Origin of the sequence: Streptococcus sp. 339 (genome assembly GCF_013277285.1) — a bacterium.
Classification (GTDB): Bacteria; Bacillota; Bacilli; order Lactobacillales; family Streptococcaceae; genus Streptococcus; species Streptococcus pseudopneumoniae.
Genome location: NZ_VMMR01000059.1, coordinates 1 through 12889 on the forward strand (window position 1 = coordinate 1; position 12889 = coordinate 12889).

Annotated in this window: 11 protein-coding genes; all 11 read right to left on the reverse strand. The window is 39.9% G+C overall.

The window, feature by feature from the left end:
- Positions 1-45: 45 nt before the first annotated feature.
- The 11 genes from HT736_RS11780 to HT736_RS07740 all read right to left on the reverse strand — a co-directional run bounded on the left by HT736_RS11780 (position 46) and on the right by HT736_RS07740 (position 12674).
- Positions 46-237 carry a hypothetical protein gene (locus HT736_RS11780; protein WP_054370578.1) on the reverse strand — a complete coding sequence of 64 codons (192 nt, stop codon included), beginning with the start codon at positions 235-237 and terminating at the stop codon, positions 46-48.
- Between the two features lie 75 nt (positions 238-312).
- On the reverse strand, positions 313-1350 hold the full coding sequence (holA, locus tag HT736_RS07695) for a DNA polymerase III subunit delta (RefSeq protein ID WP_000879648.1): 1038 nt from the start codon (positions 1348-1350) through the stop codon (positions 313-315).
- Between the two features lie 33 nt (positions 1351-1383).
- On the reverse strand, positions 1384-2319 hold the full coding sequence (locus HT736_RS07700) for a dihydroorotate oxidase (RefSeq protein WP_000255155.1): 936 nt from the start codon (positions 2317-2319) through the stop codon (positions 1384-1386).
- A 447-nt stretch (positions 2320-2766) separates the two neighbouring features.
- The gene (metK, locus tag HT736_RS07705; protein WP_000003909.1) at positions 2767-3957 is read right to left on the reverse strand and encodes a methionine adenosyltransferase; all 1191 of its coding nucleotides are present in this window, start codon (positions 3955-3957) and stop codon (positions 2767-2769) included.
- 213 nt (positions 3958-4170) lie between these two features.
- Positions 4171-5514 carry a DEAD/DEAH box helicase gene (locus HT736_RS07710; protein WP_050208023.1) on the reverse strand — a complete coding sequence of 448 codons (1344 nt, stop codon included), beginning with the start codon at positions 5512-5514 and terminating at the stop codon, positions 4171-4173.
- A 217-nt stretch (positions 5515-5731) separates the two neighbouring features.
- On the reverse strand, positions 5732-6547 hold the full coding sequence (locus HT736_RS07715; protein WP_000670821.1) for an endonuclease/exonuclease/phosphatase family protein: 816 nt from the start codon (positions 6545-6547) through the stop codon (positions 5732-5734).
- A 51-nt stretch (positions 6548-6598) separates the two neighbouring features.
- Positions 6599-8779, reverse strand: a complete 2181-nt coding sequence (locus tag HT736_RS07720; protein WP_000974058.1) for a PTS transporter subunit IIBC — start codon at positions 8777-8779, stop codon at positions 6599-6601.
- A 406-nt stretch (positions 8780-9185) separates the two neighbouring features.
- Complete coding sequence (ftsX, locus tag HT736_RS07725; protein WP_172930917.1) at positions 9186-10112, reverse strand: permease-like cell division protein FtsX; 927 nt, start codon at positions 10110-10112, stop codon at positions 9186-9188.
- Positions 10105-10797 carry a cell division ATP-binding protein FtsE gene (gene ftsE, locus HT736_RS07730; protein WP_000022265.1) on the reverse strand — a complete coding sequence of 231 codons (693 nt, stop codon included), beginning with the start codon at positions 10795-10797 and terminating at the stop codon, positions 10105-10107. The genes ftsX and ftsE overlap by 8 nt, the downstream gene beginning before the upstream one ends.
- A gap of 17 nt (positions 10798-10814) precedes the next feature.
- A protein-coding gene (gene prfB, locus HT736_RS07735; protein ID WP_100127798.1) for a peptide chain release factor 2 occupies positions 10815-11910 on the reverse strand; the annotation gives its coding sequence in 2 pieces (ribosomal slippage) (positions 10815-11837 and positions 11839-11910; 1095 coding nt in all).
- A gap of 107 nt (positions 11911-12017) precedes the next feature.
- Complete coding sequence (locus HT736_RS07740; protein WP_000268665.1) at positions 12018-12674, reverse strand: CBS domain-containing protein; 657 nt, start codon at positions 12672-12674, stop codon at positions 12018-12020.
- Between the last annotated feature and the right edge of the window lie 215 nt (positions 12675-12889).

Genomic DNA, 12889 nt, shown 5'->3' on the forward strand with positions numbered 1-12889 from the left:
CAGGTATTGAAAACCTTGATAGTATGCGTTTTATTGTGGGAAGATTTAATACTCTTCGAAAATCTCTTCAAACCACGTCAGCGTCGCCTTGCCGTAGGTATGGTTACTGACTTCGTCAGTTCTATCCACAACCTCAAAACAGTGTTTTGAGCTGACTTCGTCAGTTCTATCTACAACCTCAAAGCAGTGCTTTGAGCAACCTGCGGCTAGCTTCCTAGTTTGCTCTTTGATTTTCATTGAGTATAAAATAAGCAAATCAGTAAGAAACCCACGACAAGATAATCCTGACGCGGGTTGTAGTTTCAACAAATGTCAATTGACCTGACTAGCAATCTGTAAGAGTGCCTTTTCAAAAAGGAAACCTTTTTCATAGAGTCCTGTCTTAATCTGATAGTCTGTCTCAATCAAGTAGGAAATTACTTGCTTCAAAAAGCTCAAAGAAAGTCCTCTTGAATCTCTCAGCGCAAACTTGATTTGATAGGGATTAGGATTGCGTCCGAGAAAACTTCCTAGACTACTTGCAATCTGAGATTCTGTTTGCCCAGACTCCGCCAAAATCTTCACCTGAGTAAAAGTCCGAAATTGTCCTAGCATGACTGCAATCAGTTTGATTTCATCTTCACCTTGCAAGGTCAAATCTCTAACCAAATCGCGCGCCTGATCCATCTTTTTAGTCAGAATAAACTGAGTTAAATCAAAAATATTGTCCTGTAAGGTCTTGGGAATTGCGTTAACAATATCCTCTTCCTCGATAACAGAGTCTTCCTTATAGGACTGTAAAAAGAGGAGATTTTTCTGGATTTCGCTAAATTGAAAACCCGACTTGACGAGAAGATTTTCAAAAGAATTATTGGTAAACTGCAGACCTTCTTTCTGGCTCCACTTTTGGAAATACTGGCGTAATTCTTGTTCTTTGGCTTCTACTGCATCAAAGACCTTGGCATCACGCTTAAGTAATTTTACCAGCCGTCTTTTGCTATCCAGCTTTCCTTCCGCAAAGATCAACAACTTGGTTGTTGGTGAAGGGTTATCAAGGTATTCCTCAAACGACTTGAGTTCATCATCTGTTAAAAAGCGTTTCTTGGCTGTTGTGATATCTACAAAATGGTCTAATATCACGATTTTCTCATCCGCAAAGAAAGGAAGGCTGACTAACTCCAGTTCCACATCCTTGTAGACCACTTCTTTCATATCAAAGTAGGCAAAGTTGAGATCAGCAGAATCATAGCCAATCTGTTTCAATACTTGACTCTTCATCACTTCAAACTGACCCTGATCTGTCCCTGTAAAAAGGCTCAGGCTAGGTAAATTTGATAAAGTCAACTTCTGACTCTCTTCAATGGCTAGCATCTTCTCTCCTTTCTTCTGATTTTTCGATTTAATTTAGTCAATATAGCGCAATTTCCCACGGAAATCTTCTAAGCTCTCGTATCCTTTTTCCGCCATGATTGCTTTTAGTTCATTGGTAATGCGGTCAAAGGCACCGACGCCTTCTTTGTGAAGGGTGGTTCCCACCTGCACCATACTCGCTCCACAGAGAATATGTTCAAAGGCATCACGACCAGTCAACACGCCACCTGTTCCAATGATTTGGATCTGGGGATTTAAGCGTTGATAAAAGGCGTGAACATTAGCTAAAGCAGTTGGTTTGATGTATTCTCCACCAATTCCACCAAAACCATTCTTAGGCCGAATAACGACAGATTCGTCTTCTATATAGAGGCCGTTTCCGATAGAGTTAACGCAGTTGACAAACTTGAGCGGATACTTGTTGAAAATAGCTGCCGCTTGGTCAAAGTGAACAATATCAAAATATGGTGGCAATTTAATTCCAAGAGGTTTGGTGAAGTAGGCAAACACCTCTGCCAAAATCCGGTCTGTTGTCTCAAAATCATAGGCAATCTGAGGTTTACCTGGAACATTTGGACAGGAAAGATTTAGCTCAGTCAGACCACGAAAATCACTCTCTTGGACTTTTTTCAAGATAGTATGGGTTTCCTCTGGAGACATTCCAACCAGAGATAAGAAGAAAGTTCGGTTTGGCTCTTTTTCCTGTAAATCCAAAAGATAATCCAAATAATAGTCTAAGCCCTTATTTGGCAAGCCCATAGAATTGATAGAACCAAGTGGGACATCTTGATAGCGTGGCTCAGGATTTCCCTGACGAAAGTCCAAGGTTGCTGTCTTAGTAACAAAGGTTCCTGCCGCTGAGTTTTTGACCTCTTCTAACTCCTCTATCGTCATACAAGCCACACCTGCTGCATTCATCAAGCAATTGTCAAACTCAAAACCAGCAATTTGTGTTTTCGTTGATACCATGATTCTAATCCTCCAGATTCTTTTTATTGCTAATATTATACCATAATTTTAATTCTAGGTTTACTAGATTCTGTGGTTCTATCTATTTATTCGGAAAAGAAAGTCTAGTGCAGAAGTCATGTTATGGAAACAGCTAGTGTATTGGAAGTTTGAACAAGACTTGGGTCACAGACTTTTGAATGAAGTCCAAGCAACAAGGAGAAATCTCAACCATGAGTCCATTCCATGACTCTGTTGCTCTAGAAAACCTTGCAATAGTCAAGTGATAACGAATAAAACTTTGGATTGAAATATCTCCATGATTATCTATTACGAGGAGAAATCTCAACCTTTGGCATTTTTAAAGAAATACATGTAAATCTCTACTTTCGCAAAATGGATTTTCAGAACAGTATCCCAGTATAGTTAAAAACTATAAAAAAGAGAGGAAGTCCCCCTCTTAAGATTTTATTTGACTGCTTCTTTTAAAGCGTCTACCTTGTCCAAACGTTCCCATGGAAGGTCAATATCTGTACGTCCCATGTGTCCATAAGCTGCTGTTTGACGGTAAATTGGACGCTTGAGGTCCAGCATTTGGATAATTCCTGCAGGGCGAAGGTCAAAGATTTGACGGGCTGCTTTTTCAAGCTTGCTTTCAGCTACTGTTCCTGTACCGAAAGTATCGATACGAACAGAAACAGGTTGGGCAACACCGATAGCGTAGGCCAATTGAACTTCTGCCTTCTTAGCAAGACCGGCTGCAACGAAGTTCTTGGCAATATAGCGAGCTGCATATGAGGCAGAACGGTCCACCTTAGTCGCATCCTTACCAGAGAAGGCACCACCACCATGACGAGAGTAGCCACCATAAGTATCTACAATAATCTTACGACCAGTCAAACCTGAGTCCCCTTGAGGACCACCGATTACAAAACGACCTGTCGGATTGATAAAGAATTTTGTCTTATCATCGAGATAAGAAGATGGAATAACTTCTTTGATGACCTTGTCAATCACATCTTGATGGATTTGTTCATTAGTAGCCTCTGGATCATGCTGAGTAGAAATAACGACTGTATCTACACGTACCGGACGGTCATTTTCATCGTACTCAACTGTAACTTGTGATTTTGCATCTGGACGGAGATAGCTAATTTCTCCAGATTTACGAAGTTCTGCCAGACGACGAACCAATTTATGACTGAGTGAGATTGGCAATGGCATGAGCTCTTCTGTTTCATCCACTGCAAATCCAAACATGAGCCCTTGGTCTCCAGCACCGATCAAATCAAGTGGATCTTGGTCTGCATTTCCACGAACCTCCAAGGCTTCGTTAACACCTTGGGCAATATCTGGTGACTGCTCAACAAGTGACGGATGAACTCCCACTGTCTCAGCAGAAAAACCATATTCTGTATTGGTATAACCAATCTCTGCAATGGTATCACGAACCACACGGTTAATATCCACATAGGCATTTGTAGAAATTTCACCAAAAACGTGGACGGAACCAGTATAGACAGCTGTCTCAGCAGCAACGTGCGCCTCTGGATCCTCTGCTAAAATAGCATCCAAAATCGCATCTGAAATTTGGTCTGCAATCTTATCTGGATGCCCCTCAGATACAGATTCAGACGTGAATAATTTACGTTCTGACATAAAAATGTCCCCCCTTAAAAATAGTGTTATAGAGTTACAAAGTACTGGTAGGAAAACTCTTAGTGATAAATGCCTACCATCTTATCGGGACTATATAACTTTATCATTATACCATTTTTTAGCGCAATTTGCAGTCTTTAATGTGATATTTCGGTTTAGATAGTTCGTTCTCATAAAGCAAAAAGTTGGAGTTCAGTACTCCAACAATTTCTATTAAAATGTTTGGCGTTTCGCTTTACGCTCTGCACGACCGCGAGCGCGATTTTCAGCACGCTTGGTTTTGCGGCGCTTTTCATCAACCGCCCATTGAATTTTCTTCTTATAACCCGGTTTGACTTTTTTCTTTTTCTTTTTGACCAGACCAATCATTTCAATATCAAGCTTATCTTGCTTCTTCTCACGATTAGCACGACGATCACGGTCATAGGTATCTTGGAATTCTCCATCTTTGACCATCTTAGGAGTAAACTTGATTCCCAATTTCTCCAACTCACGGATATCCGAGTCATCACTTGGCTGATAAAGGGTAATGGCTGTGCCTGGTAGGCCATTTCTTCCAGTACGACCAACTCGATGAACAAAGAAGGACAAATCTTGCGGAATGGCATCATTGATGACATGGCTGACACCTTCAATGTCAATCCCACGCGCTGCCAAGTCTGTTGCGACAATGTACTCAAAATCCAGATTTTTCACCTGATTCATGATACGCTTGCGCTCACGAGGGGCAATATCCCCATGAATTTTTGCCACCTTCAAGCCTTGAGCAGTCAGGTAAGAATGCAATTCATCAGCACGCGTTTTAGTGTTAACAAAAATCATTGCCAAATACGGTTGCATCAACTGAGTCAACTGGTAAATTTGAGCATTCTTATCACGTCCCTTAGTAGAAATCAACCAATTATCAATGGTATCAGAAATGATCGTTTTGGTCTTGATTTTCTCCATAACTGGATTTGATAAGTATTTTTTCAAGAATGGTTGCAGTTTTTGCGGAATAGTCGCTGAGAAGACCATGAATTGCAAGTCTTTTGAAAGACTGCCAGCAATCTTATCAACAGTTTCCAAGAATCCCATATCCAAGGTCATGTCTGCTTCATCAACAACAAAGGTCTTGGCCTTGTGAATAGCCAAATCACCGGATTTAACCAAGTCGTAAATACGGCCTGGTGTTCCAATAACAATATGAGGCTGATTGCTTGCCAATTTCTCAATCTGACGAGCCTTATCCGTACCACCCACATAATTAACCACACGAACTTCCACGTCTGAGTGGGCAGCAATCTGACGGGCTGCTTGGTAAATTTGAGTAGCCAACTCACGACTCGGTGCAGTAATCACTGCCTGTACACTATCGCTAGCTTCATCTAATTGCTGGAAAATCGGTAACAAGAAAGTGTGAGTCTTACCTGAACCTGTTTTTGATTCTCCAACCAAATCTCTACCTGCCAAAACAATAGGAATCAATTTGTCTTGCACCTCTGTTGGAGCTGTAAATTTTAACTCCTCCAAGGCCTCTCTAATATAGTTTTTAAATTGAAATTTCGTAAATGACATAATATCCTCTATTCTATCTATCTTATCAATTATACCATATTTTATTCCATTACAGTAGTCTCACTTATTTAGGCTATTTCCAGTAGCTTCTCTAATAATAAAAAGGCTAGAATTTCATGGTTCCAACCTCTTTTCATACTCAATGAAAATCAAAGATCAAACTAGGAAACTAGCCGCAGNNCGTGGTTTGAATTTGATTTTCGAAGAGTATCAGTTATTATTTCCAGTTTAAAATAGCACTCAAGCCATAGTGATCACTGACTTGTGGACTCTTGTTACCATCAAATACGACATGTAAATTTTCCACCGCTAACTCTTTGGTAGTAAAGACATAATCGATTCGAAGGGGTTCAGTGTTCCCTTTCCAGCCATCAATTTCTGGTGGAACGGTATAGCTACCGCTTTTCTCTTGAGCAACTTCAAAAGCGTCTTGTAAGCCTAATGGACTAGCCAAAATAGCTTGGTAGCCTTCCTGTCCAGCTGGGTTGTTGAAATCTCCAGCTAGTAAAAGTGGCTTGTTCAATTCTTTCAAGACATTCTCAAATCGTGCCCATTCTTCTTGGAAACCTTTATCCCACCAAGAAAGGTGGACACTTGCAACTGCAAGCTCCTTACCATCAACTACAGTTTCAGCCAAAGCAACACGACGAGTATGATAGTCTGTTGGATCATCCACATCTGAAACCAAAATTTCTCTGGCTTCAATAGGTTTTTTAGACAAGATAGCTACACCTTCATGGTAGCGATCATAACCGATATGGTTATAGGCCCAAGTCCAGTAGTAATTTTTCCCTTGCTCAGACAACTTTTCAACCAAGAGTCTAACATAGTGATCTTGGTGAATAGGCTCAGCTGCTGGCAAAGCTTGATAAAGGTCATTAACCTCCACCTCTGGCGAAGTGATCTCCTGATTGATTTCTTGGAAACAAATCAAATCATAGTCTTTTTCAAGAATATCCTCAAGCAAAATCTGGAATTTTTCCTCAGCTTCTTTTTCCATCCAACTATGAGTATTGAGTGTTAAAAATTTCATTCTTTTCTCCCAAAATAAGAGGTTGGAATACAGCTTCCAACCTCAAGTATATTACAATTCTACTTTAGCAACTGCTGTTTTAGCTGCAAGAGAACCTGTTTTTTCTAATTTAACTGATTTAATTGCATCACCATTTGTGAAGACAACTACTGTTGAAGTTTCACGTCCTGCTGCACGGATAGCATCCAAGTCAGCTGTGACAAGGAGATCTCCTGCTGCAACTTTTTGTCCTTCAGCAACATGAACTGTAAATGGTTTACCTTCAAGACTTACTGTGTCCAAACCAATGTGAACCAATACTTCAAGACCTGATTCAGTCACAATACCAAGAGCATGTTTTGTTGGGAAGATGCTTGATACAGTACCTGAAACTGGAGATACAATGTTTCCATTTGCAGGTTCTACTGCAAATCCATCACCCATCATTTTTTGAGCAAATACTGGATCTTTTACTTGTTCCAAAGCAACAACTTGACCGTCTGCTACTGAGTAAACTTCCTCAGTAAGACCTTTGAAGTGAACAGTGTTTTGTTGTGCTTCAGTCATTTGGCTTGGAAGAGTTTCAGGAATGATTTCACCTGAATCAAGGATATCTTGGATATCAGATTTCAATACGTCAGCTTTTGGTCCGTAGATAGCTTGAACCCCTTGTCCTTTCATGACAAGACCCATAGCTCCTTCTGCTTTCCATTGCTCTGCATTTCCTACTTTATCTGCATCTTTAACAGTTACACGAAGACGAGTCATACATGCGTCAACATCAACGATATTTGCACGTCCACCAAGAAGGTTGATGATGTTTACAGCTTGAGAGCCTGCTGCAACTTTCACTTCGCTACTAGATTCTTCTGAACCTTCAGCAGTTTCGTAGTTTCCGTTACGCCCTGAAGTTGCGTAGTTGAATTTTTGAATCATGAAGTTTGCGATAAAATACATGATTACGGCAAAGAGAACAGTTACCCAAACGAAGTTAATGATATCCATACCGATACCAGCACTGATTGCAATAGGTGTACGAGTCAAGAACTCGATTGAACCGAATGAGTGCATACGTAGGTTTACAACGTCAGCCATAGCGAAGGCAGCACCTTGAACAAGTGAGTAAACAAGATACATAGGTGTTGCAACGAACATGAACATGTATTCGATTGGTTCAGTAACCCCTGTCAAGAATGTTGCAAGAGCTGTCGCAATCATCATACCTTTATATTTGTGTTTCTTGTCAGCATCGACATTACGGTAGATAGCCACGATCACACCCATCAAGATACCGAATGAACCGATCATTTGTCCAACTTTAAAACGAGCTGGGTGAACAGTATCTAACAATTGTTGGTAGTGACTTGCATCTGTACCTTTGAGGTTTACAAGGTCTGTTACCCATGCAAGCCATAGTGGGTCTTGACCGAATACTTGAGTACCTTTAGCTGCACCAGTTAAAATGTCATAAGTACCACCAAGAGCTGTGTAGTTCATTGGGATAGTCAACATATGGTGAAGACCAAATGGCAAGAGCAAACGTTCCAAAGTACCATACAAGAATGGTGCAAGGATTGGTGCAGTTTCTTGTGAGTTGGCAATCCAAATACCAAAGCTATTGATACCAGTTTGCACAAGTGGCCAGAAAGCTGAAAGTAGAATTGCAGCAATTACTGAACGAAGAATAACTACAAATGGTACAAAACGTTTTCCGTTAAAGAATGAAAGTGCATCAGGAAGCTTACGGAAGTTATAGTATTTATTGTAAGCAGTTGCTCCAATAAAACCAGAAATAATCCCTACGAATACACCCATGTTAAGTGCTGGAGCTTCCATAACACTAATGAAGTAATCAGCAACTTTGATTGATCCACCAAAGAGAGTTGTTACCATAGCTTCTGGATTCTTCAACATGTCTCCTGATACACCAAAGATTGTACCAGTGATACGGTTGATTAGGATAAAGGCAAGACCTGCCGCAAACGCACCACCAGCACGTTCCTTAGCCCAGCTTCCTCCAATAGCGAGGGCAAACAAGATATGAAGGTTAACGATAACCCCCCAACCGATTTGCTCTAGGACACCACCAGTAATAACGAGTGGAGCAAAGTTAGGGTTAATCATCACGATAGACTTACCGATTGAAATCATCAAACCAGCAGCCGGCATAACCGCGATAACCACCATCAAAGCCTTACCGAATTTTTGCCAAAATTCGAAAGACAAGACATTTTTGAATGTATCTTTCATCATTCAAATCTCCTTTATTTTTATTTAGGCAAACGTTTTACGAAAACGTTTGCACCTTTTATGATTTAATTATACCACTTTAATTTTTTTTGTAAAGGCTTTTATTCAAAAAAATCCTCTTTTTTCAAAAATTTTCTAGGTGCTAAATTTCAAGTTCAAATTAGCCATCAAGAATCTTCTCTGAGCAACTTCTTTATACTCTTCGAAAATCTCTTCAAACCACGTCAGCGTCGTCTTACCGTATATATGTGACTGACTTTCTACAACCTCAAATCAGTATTTTGAGCATCCTGTGGCGAGCTACCTAGTTTGCTCTTTGATTTTCATTGAGTATTAGAAGTCCCTTTTCTAAAATTTTTGTAGCAAAAAAGGAGATTTTACAACCTCCTCATAAAAGTAATTATTTTACCTAAATTTTCAAGAATCGACGCATGGATATTCCTGATCCCAGTGAACCAATAAAAATTCCAATCACAAATAGTAGGGCAATCATCAACGGACTAAATAAATCTGGACTAATCATAGATAGATTTTGTCCTACCAACGATTTGTTAACAGATTGGTAAACCATTTGATAAACAATAAAGACCAAAACAGATGGTGCGATAGCTCCCAATAAACCGATAAAGGCTCCTTCTAACAAGAACGGTCCACGAATATAACTGTTTTTAGCTCCGACCAAGCGCATGATTTGAATTTCGCGACTGCGGGAAATAATAGTAATACGAATGGTATTTGAAATCAAGAAAACTGCGACAAAAATTAACAAGGCAGCAATCCCTAGTCCCCAAACACGGATAAATGAAGCTAACTTGAAGAGTCTTTCTGTATTGGCACCGCCATCTTGAACCTCAGAGACACCTTCAATTTTTTTAACATCTTCGGCTATAGTTTTTACATCATTTGGAGTATTTGCCTCTACAATATAGGCATCATAGAGAGGATTGGCATCTCCTTCAAAGATTTTCCAGTTATCTCCCATTGTCTCGGTTAACTTTTCATATTGTTCTTCTTTACTTGAAAAGGTAACACTCTTAACCGTAGACATGTTCTTCAAAGAATCATATACCTTGTGGTAGTCATTATTTGTAACAGTTTGACCTTCTTTTTCAATTGTCTGACTGTTATCTTCCACATCCTTTCGGATATAAACTACTACACGGACATTATTTTCAATATCTGTAGCTAGTTTCGCTGTATTAAAAATAACAGATGCAAATATTGCCACCAAGGTCAAAGTAATCATGACTGAACTGACAGCAGCTACTGTCATCCAACCATTTCGTTTCAAACTTTTTAAGGCTTCAAATAAATGGCGAAAAAATCTACTAATCATCGTATCCATACTCTCCTTTTGATTCGTCACGAACAACACGGCCATTTTCAATGGCAATGACACGGTGGCGCAAGGTATTTACAATCTGGCTATTATGAGTCGCCATCAAAATAGTTGTCCCTTGTAGGTTAATCCGTTCCAAGAGATTCATAATTTCCCATGAATTATCAGGGTCCAGGTTTCCTGTTGGTTCATCGGCTATCAATACTTTTGGATTGTTTACAATAGCACGTGCAATCGCAATCCGCTGTTGCTCTCCACCTGAGAGCTCATTTGGGAAAGAACGAACCTTGTGCTTCAACCCAACCAAGTCTAAAACTTCCATCACACGTTTTTTGATATTACGGCGATTTTCCCCGATTACTTCCATAGCGTAAGCAATATTTTCATAGACAGTTTTCTTTGGTAACAATTTATAATCCTGGAAGACAACCCCAACACTACGACGTAGAAGCGGGACATCTTTCTTTTTGATCTTAACCAGATTAAAACCAGCAACTGATAGGCTTCCTTTATCGATTTTTACTTCACGATACAGAGAACGAATAAAGGTTGACTTCCCTGCTCCTGAAGGTCCTACGATGTAAGCAAATTCCCCCGGTTGAACGCTGACCGAAACACCGCGTAGGGCAGTCGTTCCGTTGTCGTATTTTTTAACGACATCTCTCATTTCAATGATTGACATGTGAGTTCCTTTCTATCTTAGCTGATTCGCCACTTGAGATAGGCATCGATAAAACCATCTAGGTCTCCGTCCATAACCTTATCTACCTGAGCAACCTCAAAGCTAGTTCGGTGATCTTTTACCATAGTATAAGGAGTGAAGACATAAGAACGGATTTGGCTTCCCCATGTGATTTCTTTTTTCTCACCCTTGAGGGAATCTACCTCCGCAGCTTTCTTTTCTTGCTCCATTTGATAGAGCTTAGCCTGCAACATCTTCATGGCACGATCTCTATTTCCATACTGGGTACGATCCACTGTTGATTGAACAACAATTCCAGTTGGAATGTGGGTTAAACGTACACCTGTTGAAACCTTATTGACATTTTGTCCACCGGCACCACCTGAACGGAAGGTATCCATCTTGATGTCATCTTCCCGGATTTCCACTTCAATGGTATCGTCCAACTCAGGCATCACTTCTACGGATGTGAAAGATGTATGGCGACGTTTGGCAGAGTCAAATGGTGAAATTCGCACCAAACGGTGTACCCCCATTTCTGACTTGAGAAGACCATAGGCATTAGGCCCTTCAAATGATAAGGTTACTGACTTGATACCAGCTTCATCCCCTGCTTGGTAATCCAATACTTCCACTTTAAAGCCTTTAGCATTACCATAACGAGTATACATACGAAGCAACATATCACCCCAGTCCTGAGCCTCAGTACCACCAGAACCTGGATGGATTTCCAAGATGGCATTGTTGTGGTCATAAGGTTCTGACAAGAGTAGAGTCATCTCATAGCTGGTCATCATCTTATCAAGTTCGGCTAACTGCTCTACCAGTTCTTCTTGAACTGACTCGTCTTCAGCTAAAAAGTCCAATAAAATTTCGACTTCATCCTGCAACTCTTCCATTTTGTGGAAGGTGTTATAGGTGTTTTTTAATTCATTTAATTCTTGCGACGTTTTTTGGGCCGCAATATTATCATTCCAAAAATCAGGTTCTGTCATCTTGTTTTCCAAGATGGCAATCTCTTCCTCTAGCCCTTCGAGGTCAAAGAGACCCCCTGAAAGAAGCTAATTTTTCACGATTTGCGTCAATTTTTTGACGGATTACTGAAATGTCCATAAATACTCCTTTTTTACATCATTTCATTATAGCATATTTTATCATTTCTTTCCATCTTTTGCTATAATCCCTTTTTTATGAAAAAAGAAGCCTTTCGGCTTCCCTTCTTACAAGACTTTTGCTGAAGTGCGAGTGATTTCTTCCACTTGAATACCATTTGCTTCAAATTTTTCTTTCAAGGCTGGTAAATCAATTGATCCATCGATTTGCACTTCGATAATGACCTTACCATCCTTACGCGGAATATTGACTGTATGGGAGATATTCAAATTTTCTTCAACGATTAGAGAAACAATCTTACCAAGAACGCCAACTTCATCTTCTGTAACAAAGCGCACACGAATTCCTTCTTCTCCATAACCAGCAATTTCAAGAAAGGCTTGGAAAACGTCACGGTCCGTAATAACCCCATAGACTTGATGGTTATCTACTACAGGAAGAATACCAATCTTGTTTTTCAACATCAGATAAGTTGCATCTTCTAGACTCGCATAGCCTGAAACAGTGACAACATCGCGAATCATGACATCTTTTACTTTTGTCTTATTTAGAAGATAATTCATCTCATAGATAGAAAGACTGGTTGCTTTTGATGGGCTAGCTTGGGCAATGGTTCCCTCAGTTACCAAACCAACCAATTGATCATTTTCGATAACAGGCAAGCGGTGCAACCCTTGCTCTCTCATCAAATCTGCTGCATGAGATACTGTTGTATCTGGACTAATATAAACTACCTTGCGGGTCATAAAATCTTTAACTGCCATGAGACTTCTCCTTTTCTATTCTTATCCCTATTATACAATCTTTTTGCAAATCTATCAAACGCTTACATTTCTTTTTCAAAATTCAGAAAAGTATGAATAACCTAGCAAAAAGAGCTCTGAAATCGAGCTCTGTGAATGAAGGTAAGATACGTTTCATTCGATTTTTTCAATTATTAGAAATTAACCTTTTAATGTAGATGATGATTACTTCGTAA

Bases quoted from the DNA above. Each gene is read 5' to 3' on its own strand.
- ftsX (WP_172930917.1), bottom strand. From the start codon at position 10,112: ATGATTAGTAGATTTTTTCGCCATTTATTTGAAGCCTTAAAAAGTTTG.
- HT736_RS07710 (WP_050208023.1), bottom strand. From the start codon at position 5,514: ATGTCATTTACGAAATTTCAATTTAAAAACTATATTAGAGAGGCCTTG.
- metK (WP_000003909.1), bottom strand. From the start codon at position 3,957: ATGTCAGAACGTAAATTATTCACGTCTGAATCTGTATCTGAGGGGCAT.
- holA (WP_000879648.1), bottom strand. From the start codon at position 1,350: ATGCTAGCCATTGAAGAGAGTCAGAAGTTGACTTTATCAAATTTACCT.
- HT736_RS07720 (WP_000974058.1), bottom strand. From the start codon at position 8,779: ATGATGAAAGATACATTCAAAAATGTCTTGTCTTTCGAATTTTGGCAA.
- HT736_RS11780 (WP_054370578.1), bottom strand. From the start codon at position 237: ATGAAAATCAAAGAGCAAACTAGGAAGCTAGCCGCAGGTTGCTCAAAG.
- HT736_RS07740 (WP_000268665.1), bottom strand. From the start codon at position 12,674: ATGGCAGTTAAAGATTTTATGACCCGCAAGGTAGTTTATATTAGTCCA.
- ftsE (WP_000022265.1), bottom strand. From the start codon at position 10,797: ATGTCAATCATTGAAATGAGAGATGTCGTTAAAAAATACGACAACGGA.
- HT736_RS07700 (WP_000255155.1), bottom strand. From the start codon at position 2,319: ATGGTATCAACGAAAACACAAATTGCTGGTTTTGAGTTTGACAATTGC.
- HT736_RS07715 (WP_000670821.1), bottom strand. From the start codon at position 6,547: ATGAAATTTTTAACACTCAATACTCATAGTTGGATGGAAAAAGAAGCT.